Annotated in this window: 20 protein-coding genes; 10 read left to right on the top strand and 10 right to left on the bottom strand. The window is 72.4% G+C overall.

Annotation, left to right across the window (positions count from 1 at the left end; genetic code table 11):
• Positions 1 to 109: 109 nt before the first annotated feature.
• Positions 110 to 583 carry a hypothetical protein gene (locus DEJ47_RS10600; protein ID WP_150175547.1) on the top strand — a complete coding sequence of 158 codons (474 nt, stop codon included), beginning with the start codon at positions 110 to 112 and terminating at the stop codon, positions 581 to 583.
• A 73-nt stretch (positions 584 to 656) separates the two neighbouring features.
• Entirely contained in the window at positions 657 to 1,586 is a 930-nt protein-coding gene (locus DEJ47_RS10595) for an aminoglycoside phosphotransferase family protein (RefSeq protein ID WP_150167182.1), read from the top strand.
• Positions 1,587 to 1,786: 200 nt separating this feature from the next.
• Here DEJ47_RS10595 and DEJ47_RS10590 read toward each other — a convergent pair whose 3' ends face one another.
• Positions 1,787 to 2,578 (bottom strand): SAM-dependent methyltransferase, encoded by a 792-nt coding sequence (locus DEJ47_RS10590; RefSeq protein ID WP_150175546.1) that lies wholly within the window; start codon positions 2,576 to 2,578, stop codon positions 1,787 to 1,789.
• Positions 2,579 to 2,764: 186 nt separating this feature from the next.
• Entirely contained in the window at positions 2,765 to 3,361 is a 597-nt protein-coding gene (locus DEJ47_RS10585) for a DoxX family protein (RefSeq protein WP_150167180.1), read from the bottom strand.
• A 160-nt stretch (positions 3,362 to 3,521) separates the two neighbouring features.
• On the opposite strand from DEJ47_RS10585, the gene DEJ47_RS10580 reads away from it, so the two are divergent.
• Positions 3,522 to 3,845: a nuclear transport factor 2 family protein gene (locus tag DEJ47_RS10580; RefSeq protein WP_150167178.1), complete on the top strand. Its 324-nt coding sequence runs from the start codon at positions 3,522 to 3,524 to the stop codon at positions 3,843 to 3,845.
• Positions 3,846 to 3,960: 115 nt separating this feature from the next.
• Here the strand turns inward: DEJ47_RS10580 and DEJ47_RS10575 are convergent, their stop codons facing one another.
• Positions 3,961 to 4,431, bottom strand: coding sequence for a lamin tail domain-containing protein (locus DEJ47_RS10575; protein ID WP_150167176.1), 471 nt, complete (start codon positions 4,429 to 4,431; stop codon positions 3,961 to 3,963).
• A gap of 158 nt (positions 4,432 to 4,589) precedes the next feature.
• A complete protein-coding gene (locus DEJ47_RS10570; protein ID WP_150167174.1) occupies positions 4,590 to 5,411 on the bottom strand; it encodes an SDR family oxidoreductase in 822 nt (273 codons plus the stop codon).
• A 133-nt stretch (positions 5,412 to 5,544) separates the two neighbouring features.
• Here DEJ47_RS10570 and DEJ47_RS10565 point away from each other — a divergent pair, with 133 nt between their 5' ends.
• The 4 genes from DEJ47_RS10565 (at position 5,545) to DEJ47_RS10550 (ending at position 10,893) form a co-directional block, all read left to right on the top strand.
• Positions 5,545 to 7,179: an alkaline phosphatase D family protein gene (locus tag DEJ47_RS10565; RefSeq protein ID WP_150167172.1), complete on the top strand. Its 1,635-nt coding sequence runs from the start codon at positions 5,545 to 5,547 to the stop codon at positions 7,177 to 7,179.
• 83 nt (positions 7,180 to 7,262) lie between these two features.
• Positions 7,263 to 8,561, top strand: a complete 1,299-nt coding sequence (locus DEJ47_RS10560) for a multidrug effflux MFS transporter (protein ID WP_150167170.1) — start codon at positions 7,263 to 7,265, stop codon at positions 8,559 to 8,561.
• Complete coding sequence (locus tag DEJ47_RS10555; RefSeq protein WP_150167168.1) at positions 8,492 to 9,691, top strand: serine hydrolase domain-containing protein; 1,200 nt, start codon at positions 8,492 to 8,494, stop codon at positions 9,689 to 9,691. Before DEJ47_RS10560 ends, DEJ47_RS10555 begins: the two co-directional genes overlap by 70 nt.
• Positions 9,692 to 9,873: 182 nt before the next feature.
• Positions 9,874 to 10,893, top strand: coding sequence for a small ribosomal subunit Rsm22 family protein (locus DEJ47_RS10550; protein WP_150167166.1), 1,020 nt, complete (start codon positions 9,874 to 9,876; stop codon positions 10,891 to 10,893).
• A 1-nt stretch (position 10,894) separates the two neighbouring features.
• Here the strand turns inward: DEJ47_RS10550 and DEJ47_RS10545 are convergent, their stop codons facing one another.
• A complete protein-coding gene (locus DEJ47_RS10545; protein ID WP_202459228.1) occupies positions 10,895 to 11,380 on the bottom strand; it encodes a hypothetical protein in 486 nt (161 codons plus the stop codon).
• A gap of 190 nt (positions 11,381 to 11,570) precedes the next feature.
• Between DEJ47_RS10545 and DEJ47_RS10540 the strand changes: the two genes are divergently transcribed.
• Positions 11,571 to 13,580: a glycoside hydrolase gene (locus DEJ47_RS10540; RefSeq protein WP_150167162.1), complete on the top strand. Its 2,010-nt coding sequence runs from the start codon at positions 11,571 to 11,573 to the stop codon at positions 13,578 to 13,580.
• Positions 13,581 to 13,592: 12 nt separating this feature from the next.
• On the opposite strand, the gene ddaH is transcribed toward DEJ47_RS10540, so the two are convergent.
• Positions 13,593 to 14,426: a dimethylargininase gene (gene ddaH / locus DEJ47_RS10535; RefSeq protein WP_343242341.1), complete on the bottom strand. Its 834-nt coding sequence runs from the start codon at positions 14,424 to 14,426 to the stop codon at positions 13,593 to 13,595.
• Positions 14,427 to 14,653: 227 nt separating this feature from the next.
• On the opposite strand from ddaH, the gene DEJ47_RS10530 reads away from it, so the two are divergent.
• Entirely contained in the window at positions 14,654 to 15,298 is a 645-nt protein-coding gene (locus DEJ47_RS10530; RefSeq protein WP_150167160.1) for a TetR/AcrR family transcriptional regulator, read from the top strand.
• 20 nt (positions 15,299 to 15,318) lie between these two features.
• Here the strand turns inward: DEJ47_RS10530 and DEJ47_RS10525 are convergent, their stop codons facing one another.
• The gene (locus DEJ47_RS10525) at positions 15,319 to 16,182 is read right to left on the bottom strand and encodes a glycerophosphodiester phosphodiesterase (RefSeq protein ID WP_150167158.1); all 864 of its coding nucleotides are present in this window, start codon (positions 16,180 to 16,182) and stop codon (positions 15,319 to 15,321) included.
• Between the two features lie 171 nt (positions 16,183 to 16,353).
• On the opposite strand from DEJ47_RS10525, the gene DEJ47_RS10520 reads away from it, so the two are divergent.
• A complete protein-coding gene (locus DEJ47_RS10520) occupies positions 16,354 to 17,091 on the top strand; it encodes a bifunctional DNA primase/polymerase (RefSeq protein ID WP_150167156.1) in 738 nt (245 codons plus the stop codon).
• 12 nt (positions 17,092 to 17,103) lie between these two features.
• Here DEJ47_RS10520 and DEJ47_RS10515 read toward each other — a convergent pair whose 3' ends face one another.
• The 3 genes from DEJ47_RS10515 to DEJ47_RS10505 all read right to left on the bottom strand — a co-directional run bounded on the left by DEJ47_RS10515 (position 17,104) and on the right by DEJ47_RS10505 (position 19,380).
• Positions 17,104 to 18,111, bottom strand: coding sequence for a hypothetical protein (locus DEJ47_RS10515; RefSeq protein WP_150167155.1), 1,008 nt, complete (start codon positions 18,109 to 18,111; stop codon positions 17,104 to 17,106).
• Positions 18,112 to 18,181: 70 nt separating this feature from the next.
• The gene (locus DEJ47_RS10510; RefSeq protein ID WP_150167153.1) at positions 18,182 to 18,520 is read right to left on the bottom strand and encodes a hypothetical protein; all 339 of its coding nucleotides are present in this window, start codon (positions 18,518 to 18,520) and stop codon (positions 18,182 to 18,184) included.
• Positions 18,481 to 19,380, bottom strand: coding sequence for an FTR1 family protein (locus DEJ47_RS10505; protein WP_150167151.1), 900 nt, complete (start codon positions 19,378 to 19,380; stop codon positions 18,481 to 18,483). Before DEJ47_RS10505 ends, DEJ47_RS10510 begins: the two co-directional genes overlap by 40 nt.
• Between the last annotated feature and the right edge of the window lie 16 nt (positions 19,381 to 19,396).

The raw sequence follows: 19,396 nt of genomic DNA, 5'->3' as shown, positions 1-19,396 counted from the left end.
GCCTCAATGGGCGGCGGCCCGACCAACTGACTGCCCGTCAGGACGCCGGGTCGCATCCCCCCATCCCCCCCACTCCTCACCCCACAAAGGCAGGTCCCCCATGCGGAACATGCGGAACGGCAGGCTCGGCAGAGGAATCGGCACGGCTCTCGGCGTCGGCGCCCTCGCCGTCGGCGCACTCGCGACAGCACCCGCGGCGGGCGCCGTGGAACCGCAGAGCGCCACGCTCTCGTTCGACTGCGGCACGTACGGCTCGGGTACGGCGACCCTCACCGCGAGCCAGGACGGCACCAGCGCGACCATCGCCGTGTCGACCACGGCGATAACCGCCCCCATCGACATCGGGGCGGGCGCCGTGAACTCGACGCTCACACTCACGAAGAACGGCACGGGGACGACCGACTTCACCGGCAGTTCCAACCCGGCCATCCCGGCGGGCGGCGCCGTCTCCACCGGACCGCTCACCGGGACCGTCGCCGCGGGCGACAGCCTGGAGGGCAAGTCACTGAAGATCGTCGTCTTCGGCCTCACGGTGACCTGCGACGCGACGTCGGCGCAGGCACCCGGGCCGTTCGTCTTCTGACCCGCACCATCCGCGCCCCTCCCGCTGCGAAACCCGGTCGCCGTCACGCCCCGCCGCCGCTACCGTGCCGATCATGCTGCCCGAAGTGAACACGGACGAAGAGTGGGACCGCGTGGTCCCCGACGACACGATCGTGCGGCCCGGCGCCGAAGACCTCTGCGCCCGCCTCGGATTCGCCGGGGCGGGTCTCACCCGGTACCCGGCGGGCTCCCAGCCGGTCTACGCCGTCGGCGACTCCCATGTACTGAAGTTGTTCCCCGGCATGGACGCGCAGGACGCGGTCACCGAGGCCCGCGTCCTGCGCCATGTGGACGGCCGCCTCCCCGTCCCCACGCCCCGGGTGCACGGCGAGGGAACGTACGACAACGGCTGGCGCTACGTCCTGATGTCCCGGCTGCCCGGCGAGGATCTCGCCGTCGCCTGGGCGCGCATCCCGCGCGCCGACCGCGAACGCGTCGTCACCGACGCCGCCGAAGCGCTCGCCGCACTCCACGCCCTCGACCCCGCACCGCTCGCCGACGTCCTCGGACCCGGCGACTGGGGCGCGTTCACCGCCGGGCAGCGGGCCGGAGCGGTCGACCGGCAGCGGAGGTGCGAACTGCCGGACGGCTGGCTGGAGCAGATCCCCGGATACCTGGACTCCGTGCCGCTGCCCGACGCCGGGAGCGTACGACCGGCGCTGCTGCACACCGAGTTCATGCGCCAGCACCTGACCGTCGACCCGGCCGACGGCTGGCGGCTCACCGGGCTCCTCGACTTCGAGCCCGCCATGATCGGCGACCCCGCGTACGACTTCGTGGGCGTCGGCCTTTTCGTGACGCGCGCCGAGCCGGGCCTGCTCGCCCGCTTCATGAAGGCGTACGGCCGGTCCTTCGAGCCGCGCGTGCTCCTCGCCTACACCCTGCTGCACGTCTACAGCAATCTGCCCTGGTACCTGCGGGAGCTGCCCGCTCCGCCGGAGCCGACGTTGGACGCTCTGGCGGAGACGTGGTTCGGGCAGTAGAGCCGGCGGCGGAGCCAGGGGCGTCAGACCGTCGGACGGTTTCGACGAGACGGTGCGGGCCCTCCGGCAGGACGATGCCGACCGCGTCGCCGGGGCGGACCTCACCGCCCCGGCGCACTCGTCACTCCCGCCTTGTGGAGGACGGCGCCCGCCGCGTCTCAGCCGACGACGCTGCCGCGGGTGGCGACGTCCTCGCCGCGTCAGCCCACCGGCACCAAGGTCAGATAGGCGATGCCGAGCACGCCCCGGTAGCCGCGCAGCCAGGACGAACGCTGGGCGTCCACGCGGGCGCGGGTCGCGGCGGCCTCCGGATGGCCGGGGTACGCCGCCAGCCACTCCTCGACGTCGGAACGGTAGCCCGACTCGAACTCCTCCCACTCGTCCGCGCTCGCCGTCTCCACCCACAGCGGGCGGAATCCGGCCTCGACCGCCGCGTCCACGAGGTCGCCCAGGTACAGGTGATCACCGGCACCGGCGTCCGGCCACATCCCGGCGAGCTCCCGTGCGGTGGGCTCGCGCTCCCAGAAGCCCTCGCCGAGTACGACACGGCCGCCCGGATTGACCAGCCCACGCAGCGCTCGGAGCGCCTCCGCGGTGGCCTCCGCGGGCGCGGCGGAACTGAACGCCTGGCTCGCGCCGACGCAGAGGACGACATCGGCGGGGCCGCGGGCGGTGTCCTTCGCCGTCTCCTCGACGAACCGGACCCGGCCGTCGAGCCCGCGCTCCTGCGCGGCGGCGCGGCCGCGGTCCAGGTCCTCGCCCTTGATGTCGACGCCGATGCCGGTGGCGTCGGGGGCGGCCTCCAGGACGCGGAGCAGCAACTCGCCCCAGCCGCAGCCCAGATCGAGCACGGTGCGTGGACCGGTGGCGGCCAGACGCCCGACGATCCGCTGTGCGCGGGCCTCGGAGAGCGGGCCGTGGAAGGTGAGACGGGTCAGGCGCGGCGGCAGATCGCCGTCGCCGGAAGTGTCGGTGATCTCGGGAGTCTCCATGGTCATGGACGGGCACGCTAGCCTGCGGATCACCCTCCCGAACAGCGGTTTTGGCGCTGCCCCGCATCGTGCAGGAGCGTTCGTCGTCCCGGCTGTGCGTGGTGCCCTCGCGCGACACCCGCGGCAACAGGGCCTCCTGGGGCGGCTGTTGAACGTGCGAGTCGACGGCCGCCACGGGCCCGCGGGCTACGCGCCCCGCGCCGCCGTCTCGTCGTTCCCCGCCGCCGGCTCGTCGGGTCGCGCCGCCGGCTCGTCGGGTCGCGCCGCCGCGCGTACGTTCTTGTTCCTGGCGCCGATCGTCACGAGGACCCCGACCGCCGTGCCCGCGAGCGCGGCCGGGACCATCCAGGCGCGGTTGAGGGAGTGGCCGAGCGCGTGGTCGGCGGAGTAGCGGCCGGGCCCTGTGACGGCGAGGGCCGCGGAGACCATGCCGAGGAACGCCGGGTATTCGTAACCGCCGCCCTGACTGAAGAAGCCGTTCGGCGCGTGCACGGCCGCCGCGCCCGCCATCGCGCCCGCGGCCGCGGAGCCCGCCGCGGGCGTCGCGAGGCCGAGGGCGAGGAGTGCGCCGCCGCCCGCCTCGCAGACGCCCGCCACGACGGCGTTCAGGCGGCCCGGCGCGTACCCGATGGACTCCATGAAGGCGCCGGTGCCCGCGACTCCGCCCCCGCCGAACCAGCCGAACAGTTTCTGGGCGCCGTGTGCGGCGAGTACGCCGCCGGTGCCCGCGCGGAGCAGCAGCAGCCCGAGGTCACGGCGGTCCAGGCACGTGCAGGTGGTCATGGGGAACTCCTGGTTCGGCCCCTCGGCGGGGTGGCGGTCGCGTCCGCCTCCACCGTCCACCGGACGGGCCCCGGGCACCCGGCCCCACGGGCCGTACGGGTGACGCCCGTCCGGCGGGGCAGCGGTGGCGGGCGGCTCCGCCCGGTGTGACCGTGAACCCATGAGCATCCAGGTGAACCGGCTCGCCGACCCCACGGTCCGCGCCTTCGTGACCGCGGTGAACTCCCATGACAAGGCCGCCTTCGACGCCCTGCTCGCGCCGGGCGCGACCATGGCGGACGACGGCACCGACCGGGACGTCGCCGACTGGGCGGACCGCGAGATCTTCTCGTCCAACGGCCACATGGACATCGATTCGGAGTCGGACGGGGGCCGCGTGCTGACGGCGTCGTACCGCAACGACACGTGGGGCGAGATGCGGACGAAGTGGCACTTCACCGTCGACGACGGAAAGATCACCCGCTTCGAGACGGGGCAGGCCTGACCGTCCTGAGGTCCCTGTCGCAGGGCGACCGTTCCGCGGCGTGGTTCGTTCCCGCGGCCCCGACCGCGGGGCCCCACCGCGGAGCGGCCGCCCTTCCCCCACCCCCTGATGATGGTCAGTGGCAGCTGATGGAGCCCGAGCCCTGCCGCGTCCACTTGCAGGAGTCGAGCTGCGAGCCGCTCGGCTTGATCAGGCGGGCCTTGTCGCCGGTGTTGTTCCAGACGTAGTTGGAGCGGCCCCAGTAGCGCACGCCGGACGCGTCGGAGCCCTTGCCGGTGCGGACCTTGACGGTCTTCCCGGCGCCGATCTTGTAGCTGCCGAAGGTGTACGTGTAGCCGGTGTCGTCCTTCAGCTTGTAGCCCTTGAGCTGGATCGCCGAGCGGCTGCTGTTGTGGATGTTCACCCACTCCGCGTTCAGCGAGGAGTTCGAACGGGTGTCCCGGCCCGGACTGTCGTACTGGATGGTCCCGAGGTGCAGCCCGCCCTGATGACGTGCCGTCGCCGCGGAGGCGGGGGACGCGGCGAGCAGCGACACCGAAAGGGCGGCGGCGGCGAGGACGGCGGGGGCCGTGGTGCGTATGCGCAAGGAGTGCTCCAAGTGTGAAGTTCTCGTGGAGAGGAACTGAGCATAAGGGGAGCGCTCACCCGGATTGATGCGGTAGTTCCTAGTCCACTTGTGGAGATCTCGCGTAGGCCCGCGGCCCGTGGCCCGGTCTCGTGTCGGCCCCGGGCCCTGCCGCCGCCTCAGCCCCGTCCCACGTACGGCATGTTCGTCGCGAGGACCGTCGCGAACTGGACGTTCGCCTCCAGGGGCAGTTCCGCCATGTGGCGCACGGTGCGGGCCACGTCCGTCACGTCCATCACCGGCTCGCTCGCCAACTGGCCGTTCGCCTGGAGGATTCCGGACTGCATGCGTGCGGTCATGTCGGTCGCGGCGTTGCCGATGTCGATCTGACCGACCGCGATCCGGTACGGCCTGCCGTCCAGGGAGAGGGACTTCGTCAGGCCGGTCAGGGCGTGCTTCGTCGCCGTGTACGCCACCGAGTTCGGGCGGGGGGCGTGGGCCGAGATGGAGCCGTTGTTGATGATGCGGCCGCCCTGCGGGTCCTGCTCCTTCATCTGGCGGAACGCCGCCTGCGCGCACAGGAACGCGCCGTTCAGGTTGGTGTCGACGACGTGGCGCCACGCGTCGTAGGGGAGCTCCTCGACCGGGACACCGCCGGGGCCGAACGTGCCGGCGTTGTTGAAGAGGAGGTCCAGGCGGCCGAAGCCGGCGACGACGCGGGAGAAGAGGGCGGTCACGTCCTCGGGGCGGGACACGTCCGTGCGTACGCAGAGCACCGCGTCGTCCCGTGCGCCCGGTCCGGCCGCCGCGAGGGCCGCCGTCTCCTCCAGGGTCTCCGTGCGGCGGCCCGCGAGCGCGACGGACCAGCCCGACGCGAGCAGTTCGAGGGCGACGGAGCGGCCGATTCCGGACCCGGCGCCGGTCACCACGGCGACCTTGGACGAGGCTCCGGAAGGGGTGGTCCCCGGCCCGTTCGATGCGTCAGTTCGCTCAGCGTTCATGGCCCCGCAGCGTACGGGAGGGGCGTCCACACGGACATCATCCGCCCGCCATACGGGTGTTGTGTACGCGACAGTCGCGCGTCGTCCCCCACCACTTCCATGCCCCTGACACCAATCGTCAGGGGAGGGCCACATGACCAACACAGGCCAGCAGCACGCACCCGAGATCCGGGCCGCCGCCCAGCACCTGGGACGCCGCCGTTTCCTCACCGTCACGGGCGCCGCCGCGGCGCTCGCCTTCGCGACCAACCTGCCCACCGCGGGCGTCGCGGGCGCCGCCGAGCTCGACGCCCGCCGCATCGCGGACAACCCCTTCACTCTCGGTGTCGCCTCGGGCGACCCGCAGCCGACCTCGGTCCTGCTCTGGACCCGGCTCGCCCCCGCCCCCTACGAGCCCGGCGGCGGTCTCCCGAGGCAGCGCGTCACCGTCCAGTGGGAGGTCGCCCACGACGCCCGCTTCCGGCGCGTCGCCAGACGGGGCACGGTCACCGCGCACCCCGAGTTCAGCCACACCGTGCACGTCGAGGCGGACCACCTGCTCCCGGGCCGCACCTACTGGTTCCGCTTCAGGACCGGCAGCTGGATCAGCGAGACGGGCCGCACCCGCACCGCGCCCCAGCCGGTCAGCCGCCCCGGCAGCCTCACCCTCGCCGCCGTCTCCTGCCAGGCGTACCACGACGGGTACTTCACCGCGTACAAGCACCTCGCCCAGGACGACGTCGACGTCGTCTTCCACCTCGGCGACTATCTCTACGAGTACGCGGTCAACGCGGTCGGCGGCGCCCGCAACTACACCGACCGCACGCTGCCCGCGCACTTCAACAAGGAGACGAAGACCCTGGAGGACTACCGCCTGCGGTACGCCCTCTACAAGCACGAACCCGACCTGCGCGCCGCACACGCCGCGCACCCCTTCGTCGTCACCTGGGACGACCACGAGACCGAGAACAACTACGCCGACGACATCTCCGAGAACGACGATCCGCCGACCGAGTTCCTGCTCCGCCGCGCCGCCGCCTACCGCGCCTACTGGGAGAACCAGCCGCTGCGCCGCGCGCAGCTGCCGAGCGGACCCGACCTGCAGCTCTACCGGCGCCTCACCTGGGGCCGCCTCGCCCAGTTCGACATCCTGGACACCCGCCAGTACCGCTCCGACCAGGCCTACGGCGACAAGGCCCACGTCCCGGGGCCCGAGTCGGACGACCCGGCGCGCAGCATCACCGGCGCCACCCAGGAGCGCTGGCTCCTCGACGGCTGGCGGCGCTCGAACGCCCTGTGGAACGTCGTCCCGCAGCAGGTCGCCTTCTCCGAGCGGAGGCTGGACCTCAACGCGCGGGCGAAGCTCTCCATGGACGCCTGGGACGGCTACCGCGCCTCCCGCAACCGGGTCCTCGCGGGCGCCGAGGCCGCGGGCGTCGACAACCTCATGGTCCTCACCGGCGACGTGCATGTCGCCTACGCCTTCGACATCAAGGACGACTTCGACGACCCGTCCTCGAAGAACGTCGGCACGGAGATCGTCACCACGTCCGTCGCGAGCGGCAAGGACGGCGCCGACAAGCCCGCCAACTGGGACACGCTCACGAAGGCCAACCCGCACATGAAGTTCTACAACGGCCGCCGCGGCTACGTGACCGTCACCCTCGACCGCGACTCCGCGCTCGCCGACTACAAGACGGTCCCGATGATCACCAAACCGGGCGCCCCCATCAGCACGGCGGCGTCCTTCGTCACGGAGGCGGGAAACCCGGGCCTGCACCCGGCATAGCCCGAAACCGGTCCGGACCACCCACCCACAGCTGCGACGATAGAACCCGGCAGAGGCGAGACGCAGCGACTGGGAGGGGCGCGATGCCTGAGCTCGGGCAGGCCACCGAAGACCACGCGATAACGAAGGCGGCGGAGCCATCAGGCCCCGCCGCCCTCCGCCGTACCGGGGCTCTGGTCACCCTCGTCCTCGGCGGCCTCACCGCCGTCCCGGCGCTCTCCATGGACATGTACCTGCCGGCGCTGCCGGAGGTCACCGACGCCCTGAGCTCCCCGGCCGCGACCGTCCAGCTCACCCTGACCGCCTGCCTCATGGGCATGGCACTCGGCCAGCTCGTCGTCGGCCCCATGAGCGACAAGTGGGGCCGCCGACGCCCGCTCCTCATCGGCCTCCTCGTCTACGTCGTCGCCACCGCGACCTGCGCCTTCGCCCCCACCGCCGAACTCCTCATCGGCTTCCGCCTGCTCCAGGGCCTCGCGGGCTCCGCCGGCATCGTCATCGCCCGCGCCATCGTCCGTGACCTGTACGACGGCGTGGAGATGGCCCGCTTCTTCTCCACCCTCATGCTGATCTCCGGCGTCGCCCCCGTCGCCGCGCCCCTCATCGGCGGCCAGGTGCTCCGCTTCACCGACTGGCGCGGCATCTTCGTCGTCCTCACGGTCGTCGGCACCGCCCTGACCCTGCTGGTCTGGCGCCGCCTCCCCGAGACCCTCGCCCCCGAGAAGCGGCACAGCGGCGGCACCGTCGAGGCGCTGCGCACCATGAGGTCGCTCCTCGCCGACCGCGTCTTCGCCGGCTACATGATCGCGGGCGGCTTCGCGTTCGCCGCGCTCTTCGCGTACATCTCCGCGTCGCCCTTCGTGATCCAGGAGATCTACGGCGCCTCCCCGCAGACCTTCAGCCTCCTCTTCGGCGTCAACTCCGTCGGACTGATCGCCGCGGGCCAGATCAACGGCAAGGTCCTCGTCGGCCGCACCAGCCTCAACAAGGTCCTCGCCGTCGGCCTCGCCATGGTCACGGTCGCCGCGATCGCGCTCCTGCTCATGACGACCGGCGTCTTCGGCGACGTCGGCCTGGTCCCCGTCGCCGCGGGACTCTTCGTCCTCATGTCGTCGATGGGCCTCACCCTGCCCAACACCCAGTCCCTCGCCCTGCTCCGCACCCCCCACGCCGCGGGCTCCGCCTCCGCGCTCCTCGGCACCTCCTCCTTCCTCGTCGGCGCCGTCGCCTCGCCGCTCGTCGGCATCGCGGGCGAGGACACGGCCGTCCCGATGGCCGTCGTCCAACTGGCCTGCGCGCTGGCAGCCATCGCATGCTTCGTAGGACTGTGCCGCCCCTGGCAGCACGGACCCACGACGCACGCGACGGAGGCGGACCACTGAGCGCACCCAGACTCCTGCGCCCCGGCACCCCGGACCGCGCGGGCCTCGACCCCGACGAGATCGGCCGCCTCGTCGCCGAGGTGGCCGACCTGACGCGCGGACCCCGGCCGTGGTGCGCGGGCGCCGTCGTCCTCGTCGGCCGCGGGCCCGTCATCGCGGCGGAGGAGGCGGCGGGGTGGGCGGTGCGGTACGCCTCGTACGACCCGGAGACCGACCGCGGCGTCGAGCTGCCCCCCGAATGGCGGGTGCCGACGCGCACGAGCACGCCCTTCGACCTGGCCTCGCTCACGAAGCTCTTCACGACGGTCGCCGCCGTGCAGCAACTGGAACGCGGCACGCTCGGCATCGACGCGCTCGTCGGGGCGTACGTTCCCGAGTTCACGGCCGCGGCACAGCACCGCGTCACGGTGCGCCAGCTGCTCACCCACACCTCCGGGCTGCGGCCCGAGCTGCCGCTGTACGACTGCGCCGACGACGCGGCACGCCTCGCGGCGCTGCGCGCGGAGGCCCCCGTCACCGAACCCGGCGACTACGTCTACTCCGACCTGAACATGCTGCTCCTCCAGCACATCCTGGAGCGCCTCACCCGCCGCCCCCTAGACGACCTCATCCGCGAGGGCATCACCCGGCCGCTCGGCATGACCGCCACGGGCTTCGGGCCGCGCCCCGACGCGGCGGCGACGGAGGACCAGCGCAGGCCCTGGGCGAAGGCCGACCGGGGGATGCTGCGCGGCACCGTCCACGACGAGAACGCGTGGGCGCTCGGCGGTGTCGCCGGGCACGCGGGGCTGTTCTCCACGGCGCGCGACCTGGCGGTGCTCTGCCGCACGCTGCTGTGCGGCGGGTCGTACGGCAGGGCCCGCATCCTCGGCCCCGACTTCGTCGAGCTGATGTTCGCGGGGTCCGGGCTCGGCTTCGGCATCGACCAGCCGTGGTTCATGGGCGAGCTCGCGGGGCGCGGGGCGGCGGGCCACACGGGGTTCACCGGCACGTCGCTGGTCCTGGACCCGTCGACGGACACGTTTCTGGTTCTGCTGGCCAACACGGTCCACCCGCGCCGTCGCGCACCGGACAACGCGCCCCGGGCCGCGGCGGCGACGCGGCTCGCCCGCGCGGCGCGGGGGAGGTAGCGCGGGCTCGTCCGCCCGGCTGGGCCGTGTCGGCGGGTGCGGACCGGCGGTGGCTGATCGCGCAGTTCCGCGCGCGCCCCCGAGCAGCCCCTGCGGGGCTGTGCGCGAGCGGGCACGATGGGGTCGCACCCGCTGGACCGCCCGAGCCGGGCAGACGCGGCGCGTCCCCGTAGAATCACCGGGTGAACGCCCCCACCCCCCAGGCCACAGCCGCCGCCTCCACGGCCGAGACTCTGCGCGCCGCCCTCGCAGGGCTTCTGGACGGTCTTCCGCCTCGACAGGCGACCCAGGCCGTCGAGCGGCTGATCGCCAACTATCGGGGGCGGACTCCTACCGACGCGCCGATCCTGCGGGATCGGGCGGACGTCGCGGCGTACGCGGCGTACCGGATGCCCGCGACGTTCGAAGCCGTCCGGGGTGCGCTCGGCGCGCTCGCGGACGCGGCGCCGGAGGGGTGGGCGCCCGGGAGTCACGTGGACGTGGGAGGCGGGACCGGCGCCGCCACGTGGGCGGTCGCCGCGACCTGGGCGGGGGAGCGGCCCGTGACCGTGCTCGACTGGGCCGAGCCCGCGCTCGCGCTGGGACGGGAGCTGGCCGGTGCGGCGCCCCAGCTGCGCGGTGTGCGGTGGCAGCGCTCCCGTATCGGGTCGGCGCTCGCCATCGAGAGCGCGGATCTCGTGACCGTGTCCTACGTGCTGGGAGAGCTCACCGAGGCCGACCGGCGTTCCGTCGTCGACGCCGCCGCGGACGCGGCGGAACAGGCCGTCGTCGTCATCGAGCCCGGCACCCCCGACGGCTACCGGCGCGTCATCGAGGCACGCGACCGGCTCATCGCCGCGGGCTACCGCATCGCCGCGCCCTGCCCGCACAGCGCGGCCTGCCCCATCGAGCCCGGCACGGACTGGTGCCACTTCTCCGCGCGGGTCAGCAGGTCGTCCCTGCACCGCCAGGTCAAGGGCGGCTCCCTGGCGTACGAGGACGAGAAGTTCAGCTACGTCGCCGCGGTCCGCTTCGGCCCGGACCCCGCGCCCACGCGCATCGTGCGCCGCCCGCAGATCCGCAAGGGCCAGGTCCTCCTCGACCTGTGCGAACCGGACGAGGCCCTGCGCAGGAGGACCGTGACCAAGCGCCACGGCCCCCTCTACCGCGCGGCGCGCGACGCGGACTGGGGCGACGCGTGGCCGCCCCCGTCCGCGGAGTGAACTACCTCGGGCCCCAGGTCCCCTGGTTCACCGCGCAGTTCCAGCCGGTCCCGCGCAGCGTGAACTTCACGCCGAACGAACGGGTGTTGAGCAGCCGGGTCTGCACCTTGAAGCCGAGCTTCTGCTTGCCCTTGAACGTCTTGTCGTAGACCGAGACGGTCTTCGTCGTGCGGTGGGTGATCTTGCCACCCGTCGGCGTCGCCCTCTTGAAGCGGACGTTCTTCGTGTTGGTCACCGTGAAGGTGACCTTCTTGATGCTCTTCGTCGTCTTGCTCTTGATGCCGAAGTACAGGCCACCGTTGGTCACGTTCCCGTACCGGTCGTACGAGAAGCGCTTCGGGTAGACGATGTCGATCGGGCAGCCGTTGGCGGCCCGCGGCGCGGACTTGACGGTCGGCCCGGACGCCGCGGAAGCGGACCCGGCCAGGCCCAGCTGAGCGGCGGTGAGCGCCCCCGCGGTGGCCAGGACTGCGGCGGACGTGCGCATGCGGTTCACTGCGCTGATACCTCTTCTTCCCCCTGGGCCCCGGTGGGGCCCGACTTTTTGGTTGTGGTGGTGCGGTGTTGCGTTCGTATTGTTAGCACGAAGTCGGCCAGGTGGCTGAACCGCCCCTGTTCGTGGCCGATCCGCACCTGTTCTTAGAAGGTTCTTAAGGGCGGTGACTATCCACTGCTCCATGCCGAACAAGAGCAGTTCTCCCGGCCACGCCCGCAGGCGGTCGGAGACCCGTTTCCTCGCCCTGTCCATCGCCCTGGCGGTCGCCGCCGCGGGTGCCACCACCTACGCCTTCACCGCGGGCGCGGAGCAACCGCGCGGCCGCGCCGTCGAACTCTCCCTCGACGGCGGCACCGCCGTCGTCGACACCGCGACGCTCGCCGTCCGCGCCCGCACCGGCGCGGGACGCGACCTCACCCTCTCCGACGCCGCCGGCACCGACCTCGGCAAGCCCGGCCCCGTGACCCGTACCGGCAGGGACCGGGCGCGCTGGAGCTACCCCGAGCGCGGCATCGACGTCACCGCGCGCACCGACCACGGCCGCCTCTCCCTGAGCATGAAGGCGCACCGCGACACCAGGCTCAGCTGGCCCGTCACCGGCACCGACGCCGCCGCCATCTCCCTGCAACTGCCGCGCGGCGAAGGCCTGGACATACCCGTCGGGGACGCGTTCTGGACGGAGGGGAAAGGACAACTCGCGGGCAGCACCGTCGACATGAGCGAAGGGCTGACCCTGCCCCTGTGGGGCTACTCCCTCGGCAAGCGGGCCGGCGTCAGCTACCTCACCCCCACCGACATCGGCACGGACCTCGCCTTCACCGCGGACAAGGGACGGCTGCGCACCACCGCCGAGCACACCTTCGACCGCGGCGAGGGCACCCGCGCCTACACCGTCACGTTCGCCCTGACCGACGGCAACGCCGTCGCGCCCGCCGCCGACTACCGCTCCTGGCTCGCCGAGCGCGGCCGGCTCGGCAGCCTGAAGCGGAAGATCGCGAAGAACCCGGCCACGGAGAAGCTCCTCGGCGCCTTCCACGCCTACACCTGGGGCACCGCCCGCACAGCGGAGGGTGTGCGGCAGCTCCGCAAGCTCGGCGTCGACCGGATGTGGCTCGGCTACGACGCGGGCCCGGACCCCATGGACAAGGCGGCGGTCGACGCCGCCAAGAAGGCCGGCTATCTCGTCGGCCCCTATGACTCCTTCGCCAACGGCCAGGACCCGAAGAGCGCCGACAGCCCCACCTCCGCCTGGCCCGGCACCGTCTACCCCGACTACTGCGTGCGGGACGCCGAGGGCAGGCCCGAGACCGGCTTCGGCGGTCGCGGCTGCTACCTCAGCTCCCAGGCCTTCGAGCAGTCCGAACCACGCCGGCACCACCTCGCGGACCGTACCCGCTCCATGGTCGCCAACGGCGCCGACAGCTACTTCCTCGACGTGGACGCCACCGGCGAACTCTTCCGGGACCACGCCAAGGGCCACCGCATGACCAAGGCGAAGGACCGCACGAACCGCCTCGCGCGGATGAAGCGCATCGCCGAGCACGGGAAGGGCGGCCTCGTCCTCGGCTCGGAGACCGCGGGAGCCTGGGCCAACCAGGCCCTCGCCTTCGACCACGGCGGGGGCACCCCCGTCGCCGACGGCCTGTGGAAGCTCCAGAAGGACCGCGAGAAGTGGGGCGGCTACTACCCGGAGGCCGCGCCCGGCATCTTCTTCAAGCCCGTCGACCTGCCCGCCGACCTCGCCAGGGCGATGTACGACCCGCGCTACCGCGTGCCGCTCTACGAGACCGCACTGCACGGCTCGCTCGTCAACGCCGAGCGCTGGGAACTCTCGTACGAGAAGCTGCCGCAGCAGAAGACCGACCGCGCGCTGACCGCGATGCTCTACAACACGCCCCTCAACTATGTCCTCGACGGTCCGTCCCTGAAGCAGCACGGGGCCGAACTCGCCGCCCTGCAGAAGTACTTCGCCCCGCTGCACAAGGCCGCGGGCACCGAGCCCCTCACCTCGTATCGCCGCCTGACCGCCGACAACACGGTCCAGCGCACGGTGTTCGGCGGGGGCACGCTGACCGTCACGGCCAACTTCGGCACCAAGGCGTACGACGGGCTGCCGGGCGGCTGCGTCGACGCCCGCATCGAGGGCGACGACGAGCCGCGCCGGATCTGCCCGGCCGACCTGCGGGGCTAGCCGTCCGGCCGGCTAGCCCCGCAGCTCCTGCGTGCAGCACTTCACGCTGCCGCCGCCCTTGAGCAGTTCGCTCAGATCCATCGGGACGGGTTCGTAGCCGCGCTCGCGCAGCGGCTGGAAGAGCCCCGCCGCGGCCTGCGGGAGCAGCACGTGGAGTCCGTCGGACACGGCGTTGAGCCCGAGCGCCTCGGCGTCGGGCTCCTCGGCGATCAGCGCGTCGGGGAAGAGCCGCCGCAGGACCGCGCGGCTGCCCGGGGAGAAGGCGGGCGGGTAGTACATGACCTCGTCCGCCGCGTCGTCGAGGACGGCGAGCGCGGTGTCCAGGTGGTAGTAGCGGGGGTCGACGAGGTCGAGGCCGATGACCGGGCGGCCGAAGCACTCCTGTGCCTCGCCGTGGGAGAGCGGGCTGGCCCGGAAGCCGCGGCCGGCCAGGACGTAGGAGGCGGTGACGGCGAAGTCGCCCTCGCCCTCGTTGATGTGGACCGGTTCGTGGATCTCGGTGAAGCCGTGGGCGCGGAACCACTCCAGGTGGGCCACGGCTTCCTGCTCGCGCTCGGCGTAGGCGAAGCGGGCGCCGAGCACGCGGCCCCCGACGACGGTCGCGCCGTTCGCCGCGTAGACCATGTCCGGCAGGCCCGGCCGCGGGGTGAGCTCCTCGACGGTGTGGCCGAGCGAGCGGTAGCGGTCGCGCAGGTCCTCCCACTGGGCGACGGCGAGGGGGACGTCGACCGGCTTGGCGGGGTCCATCCAGGGGTTGATGGAGTAGGTGACCTTGAAGTGTGCCGGTGGGCACATCAGATAGCGCCGGGGTGTGGCGCGCCGAGGAGAGCGAGGATTGCGGGACAAAGAAGGCTCCTCACGTACCGCAGGGTCATGTGCTGCCCTTGGTGGGGCAGTTGATGCCCATAGTGCGGTGTGGGAGGCCTTCGCGCTGTGCACCGAACGGGTGGTTGCCGAAATGGTCACCGCACCATCCGTGCCATACCGCACGGTCTCCCGCGCGCCTCGCCGCGTCCTCTGCGGGCGTTTTGCGAGACGGGACGTCTCGGCTCGCCCGCTGCTACATTCGACGTATGGCCCAGAAGACTCCCCCCGACTCCACGCGCCGCAGCGAACGCTCGCGCCGCGCGATCTACGACGCCGCCCTCGCCCTCGTCACCGAGGTCGGCTACGCGAAGCTCACGATCGAGGCCATCGCCGCCCGCGCGGGCGTCGGCAAGCAGACGATCTACCGCTGGTGGACGTCCAAGGGCGCCGTCCTGCTCGACGCCTTCCTCGACCTCGGCGACCAAGCCGCCCGCGCCGCCGGCGAGAACGCGGGTCAGGCCGAGATCCAGAGCGAGATCCCGAACTCCGGTGACCTGGAGGCCGACCTCAAGTACGTGCTGCGGGCCACCGTCGACGAGTTCAACGACGCCAAGTACGACGCCCCCTACCGCGCGCTCGCCGCCGAGGGACTGCTCAACCCCGAGCTGGGCGCAGAATTCGTCGAGAAGCTCCTGGAGCCGCAGCTCCAGCTCTACGTGAAGCGCGTCGAGCAGGCCCGCGACGCCGGCCAGGTCGCCCCCGGCGTCGACCCCCGCATCGCCCTCGAACTGTGGGCCGGCCCCCTCGCCCAGCGCTGGCTCATGCGCTCGGGCCCCCTCACCCACGACTACGCCGACAAACTCGTGGAGTACGCCCTCTACGGCATCGCCCCCCGCCCCGAGACCTCCTGACCGGGTTCAAGGACAGGCTCTCAGCGCCGGACGGGCCCGCCCGCCCTCACCGGCTTGTACTTCTTGACCGGCGTCCGCGAGAGCAGGCCCGGGGCGTCCGTGATCACGCCGTTGCAGCCGAGCCACAGCACCCGGTCGCGCTGCTTCGGCTTGGTCACCGTGTGCGCCCACACCCGGGGGATGCCCGAGTTCACGGCCCGCAGCAGGTCGCCGTCGCGCGCCTTGTAGTCCACGTCCAGGACGTCCACGAACGCCGCCCACCCCTCGGGACGGTCGGTGAGCATCTGCCGCCGGGAACGCCACAGCTGGGCCAGCAGGCCCAGCCGGTGGGCACGCCGGGCGACCGCCGGGTCGTTGGTGTTCACGAACACCGAGCGGGTCAGCTTGCGCGAGCGGATCAGCCGGGCGAGCGGATCGAGGCTCCTGGGGTCCTTGGCCTCCAGCATCAGCATGATCTTCCCGCCGAACCGGTCGAGGACCTCCGCGACCGTCGGCGGCCGCTCCGGGCGCCAGTTGCCCGGCAGCGCCGCCCCCGGCCGCAGCCGGACGGCCAGCCAGTCCCACCGGTCCATGGTGCGGACCGAACCCGACGCGTACGTGGTGCGGTCCACGGTGTCGTCGTGCATGACCACCAGCGTGCCGTCGCGCAGCATCCGCGTATCGAAGTCGATGACCTGCGCCGTGCCGCGTTCATAGGCCGCGAGGAGGCCCGACATGCTGTTCTCCGGCACCTCCAGGGCTCCGCCGCGGTGCGCCGTGTAGACGACGCGGGGGAGCGCGTCCACGGTCAGGGGCCCGCCGCCCCACTCGATCGGGGCGAGGAAGCCGTTCGGTGCCGTGAGGGTGAGCGCCGTGAGCCCCGTCAGCACAGTCCTGATGACCATGGCGACCACGGTAGGCCGGTACATCCCTCCTTGCACTGCAATAGGCCGCTATGTCACCCACAGGCTGGCATGCCCCCCGGAGACCCCGGATGTGAGCTCCGGCCCCCCGAGGCGCAGGATGGTGCGACCATGGGGTCATGCTTTCGGCACAACGGCGAGGTGAGGGGCTAGATGGGCGTGGAGTTCGGCAGCCGGTCCGGCGGGCGGAGCAGGATTTCCCAGTGGCTCCGGCGGAGTCCCAAGGACACATCGGCGGATGACCGGGCCCGCGAGGAGCTGCTCCTCGCCGCCGCGGGGGCCGGGCTGCCCCTCGCGCCCGCCGCGTATCCGTCGGGGTACCGATGTTCCTGCGACCGCATCGGCTGCCCCACACCGGCCAGGCACCCCGTCTCCTTCGCCTGGCAGACGCAGTCCACGACCGACCGCGGCCAGATCGAGCGGTGGGCACGCCACCAGCCCCAGGCCAACTTCATCACCGCGACCGGCATGGTCCACGACGTCCTCGACGTACCGCTGGACGCGGGCCTCGAAGCCCTGGAGCGGCTCCTCGCGGCCGGCATCGAGGTCGGCCCCGTCGCAGAGTCCGGCGGCAGCAACGGACACGGCAGGCTCCTCTTCTTCACCGCGACCCGCGGCACCCCCGAGGACGAGGACGAGTGGTGGCCCTGCGAGCTGGACTGCCACCCCGAGACGATGGACGAACACCCGGGCCTGCGCTGGCACTGCCGGGGCTCCTACGTCCTCGTGCCGCCCGCCCGGCTCCCCGGTGACCTGGAGGTGCGCTGGCTGCGCGGCCCCGAGCACCCGCTGCCGGACCCGCTGACGCTCCTCGCGACGCTCACCGACGAGTGCGCCCGGGTCGCGGGGGAGCCCCAAGAGGACATCGCGGCCTGGCCGTTGCGGGGCTGAAGGGGGCCGGGCCTACTCGCCCTTCGCGCCCGTAAGGCCCTGGATGCGGCCGAGGAACGCCACCTTGCCGCCGTCCGCGCCCTTGGCGCCCCGCGCGGTCTTCTTCGGGTCGACGACCACCTGGTTGGAGACCCGCTCCAGCATCACGGTCTGCCGCACCGTGCCCTTGAGCAGCGCCTTCGCGTCCGCGTCGACCTTCGGGCTGAGGCCCTTGAACGCGGTCTGCTTCTCGTAGTGGTGCGTGGAGAAGAACATCAGCGCGCCGCCGTCCTCGGTGCGCAGGCCCAGCGGCGCGAACGCGCCGTCGTTGCGCGGCTCGTCGACGTACTGCACGGCGAGGCCGGCCCGTTTGCTGTTGCGCTCGCGGAACGCCTTCCAGCGCGTCGTGTGATCGCCCGGCGCGAAGCCGTCGCCGCCCGACTTCAGGTACGTCGTGTACTGCTCGCCGAGGTCCGTGGGGGCCATCGCGAGATCCTTCGCGGTCGGCGCCACCGGCACGGCCCAGCCGTCCTCGTCCTTCTTCAGCTCCGGCATCTTCTGCGGCGACACGAGGTTCAGGTAGGTGGCCCGCCACAGCTGGTCGGGGCCGCTCTTCGTGAACACCCACAGCCAGCGCAGGTCCGAGCGGCGGTTGGCCTTCGTGTCGGCCATGAACCAGCGCGGCCAGCCGGCCTTCTTCGGGATCGAGTAGGTCGCGTCGGTGAGTTCGAGCGGTACGTGCCCCGCGTTGCCGTCCGGGTGCTGCACGCGCCGCGACTTCAGGCCGCCCTGGTTGATGGCGCCGAGCGGCCCGGTGATGCGGGGGGCGTCCAGGGCCGGGTCGTACGCCTTGTCCGCCGCGTTGTACGCCTTGAGGAAGTCCTTGAGGGCGCGCTCCGCCTCCGGCTTCGTGGCGTTGGGAACGATCTCCCGCTCGCCGTGCACGGTCACGCATCCGCTCGCCGTGAGCGCGAGTGCCGTCACCGCCGCCGACACCATGACGGGACCGCGGAGACGCCGGGCCCTGCGAACGTTGCTCATCGGAATTCCTCCACCTACCCCTTCCCGGGCCCGAACCTTATCGGGCCCGGCAAAGGGTGCGGGGTGCGGGTCAGATCTCCTGGAGGAGCGTCGCGTTGACCCAGCCGCGCTTGCTGGTACGGGGCAGGTCGCCGTAGTACCACTGGGTGCCGCGCTTCACCGTGTAGCAGCGGACGTAGACGTTGTCGAACCACTCGAGGCGCTTGCGCTTGCTGTAGCTCGTGCCGGGGCCCGAGTACGCAGTGGCGCCCACGTTGATGACCATCATGTTGTGGTTCTTGACGTTCTTGGTGCAGGCGCTGCCGCCGACCGCGGAAGCGGTCGGAGCGGTGATGAGCGAGGCGCCGAGCGCCACCGCGGTGGCCGCGGTCAGCGTGGCAAGGCTCTTCCCGAATCGGGAGGTTCGCATGGGGGGATCCTCGGATGTCGATCAACTGATGAACGACGATCATAAGCACGGGAGTTCGACCCGCTCGCGGTGCGGTCGTCCTTGTTCCGGAACTGTTGCTCTCCCCGCCTCCACCGCCGCACCAGCAGGATCAGCACGGGCACCGCGTACAGCAGCCAGACCGCGACCTGCACCGTCGTCGGGTCGGGCCGGAAGCCGAGGGCGCCGGCCAGGAACGCGCCGTACCAGCTGTCCGGCGGGACGAGCGTGCCGACGTCGAACGCCGTGCCGCGCGGACCGCCCAGAACGTCCCCTTCCTGCAGGCGGAACACGCCGTGCGCGAGGACGCCCGCCACCACGAGGACGGACAGCACCCCGACCCGCGGGAGCAGTTGGGCGGACCGGACACGGACCGCGCCCCGGTACAACAGCAGGACGGGCACGAGCGCGGTGAGCAGCCCGAGCAGTACGACGAGCAGCGGCCCGTGCGACCCGTCCAGGGACGCCCGCACCGAAGCGCCCACGAACAGGGCGGTGTCCAGCCCCTCCCGCACCACGGAGAGGAATGCCGCGGCGGCGAGCACGGCCCCGGCATGCCGTGCGGGCCGCCGGGCCCGCAGCCCCGCCCAGGTCAGCAGCGCCACGACGGCGACCGCTGCCATGCCGCCGAGCGTCTCCCGTGCCCGCGGCGTCAGTTCGGCCGGGCCGAAGGTGAACGCCCAGCCGAGGCCGAGCACCAGCGCCGCCCCCGACCCGGTCCCGGCCCGCACCGGCCGCAGCACGTCGCGCCGCCCGCTCCGCACCCCGTACGCGAGGAGCAGGCAGGCGACCACGCCCGCCGCGAGACCGCCCCGCAACCCGGCCAGATAGTTCTCGAACATCGCCCGACGCCTCCCC

This window comes from Streptomyces venezuelae (assembly GCF_008642355.1).
Classification (GTDB): domain Bacteria; phylum Actinomycetota; class Actinomycetes; order Streptomycetales; family Streptomycetaceae; genus Streptomyces; species Streptomyces venezuelae_B.
This window is presented reverse-complemented; position numbering and strand designations above follow the sequence as displayed.

Excerpts from the sequence above, each read along its gene's own strand:
- DEJ47_RS10600 (WP_150175547.1), top strand. The coding sequence starts at position 110 with ATGCGGAACGGCAGGCTCGGCAGAGGAATCGGCACGGCTCTCGGCGTC.
- DEJ47_RS10595 (WP_150167182.1), top strand. The coding sequence starts at position 657 with ATGCTGCCCGAAGTGAACACGGACGAAGAGTGGGACCGCGTGGTCCCC.
- DEJ47_RS10590 (WP_150175546.1), bottom strand. The coding sequence starts at position 2,578 with ATGGAGACTCCCGAGATCACCGACACTTCCGGCGACGGCGATCTGCCG.
- DEJ47_RS10585 (WP_150167180.1), bottom strand. The coding sequence starts at position 3,361 with ATGACCACCTGCACGTGCCTGGACCGCCGTGACCTCGGGCTGCTGCTG.
- DEJ47_RS10580 (WP_150167178.1), top strand. The coding sequence starts at position 3,522 with ATGAGCATCCAGGTGAACCGGCTCGCCGACCCCACGGTCCGCGCCTTC.
- DEJ47_RS10570 (WP_150167174.1), bottom strand. The coding sequence starts at position 5,411 with ATGAACGCTGAGCGAACTGACGCATCGAACGGGCCGGGGACCACCCCT.
- DEJ47_RS10565 (WP_150167172.1), top strand. The coding sequence starts at position 5,545 with ATGACCAACACAGGCCAGCAGCACGCACCCGAGATCCGGGCCGCCGCC.
- DEJ47_RS10560 (WP_150167170.1), top strand. The coding sequence starts at position 7,263 with ATGCCTGAGCTCGGGCAGGCCACCGAAGACCACGCGATAACGAAGGCG.
- DEJ47_RS10555 (WP_150167168.1), top strand. The coding sequence starts at position 8,492 with ATGCTTCGTAGGACTGTGCCGCCCCTGGCAGCACGGACCCACGACGCA.
- DEJ47_RS10545 (WP_202459228.1), bottom strand. The coding sequence starts at position 11,380 with ATGCGCACGTCCGCCGCAGTCCTGGCCACCGCGGGGGCGCTCACCGCC.
- DEJ47_RS10540 (WP_150167162.1), top strand. The coding sequence starts at position 11,571 with ATGCCGAACAAGAGCAGTTCTCCCGGCCACGCCCGCAGGCGGTCGGAG.
- DEJ47_RS10530 (WP_150167160.1), top strand. The coding sequence starts at position 14,654 with ATGGCCCAGAAGACTCCCCCCGACTCCACGCGCCGCAGCGAACGCTCG.
- DEJ47_RS10525 (WP_150167158.1), bottom strand. The coding sequence starts at position 16,182 with ATGGTCATCAGGACTGTGCTGACGGGGCTCACGGCGCTCACCCTCACG.
- DEJ47_RS10520 (WP_150167156.1), top strand. The coding sequence starts at position 16,354 with ATGGGCGTGGAGTTCGGCAGCCGGTCCGGCGGGCGGAGCAGGATTTCC.
- DEJ47_RS10515 (WP_150167155.1), bottom strand. The coding sequence starts at position 18,111 with ATGAGCAACGTTCGCAGGGCCCGGCGTCTCCGCGGTCCCGTCATGGTG.
- DEJ47_RS10510 (WP_150167153.1), bottom strand. The coding sequence starts at position 18,520 with ATGCGAACCTCCCGATTCGGGAAGAGCCTTGCCACGCTGACCGCGGCC.
- DEJ47_RS10505 (WP_150167151.1), bottom strand. The coding sequence starts at position 19,380 with ATGTTCGAGAACTATCTGGCCGGGTTGCGGGGCGGTCTCGCGGCGGGC.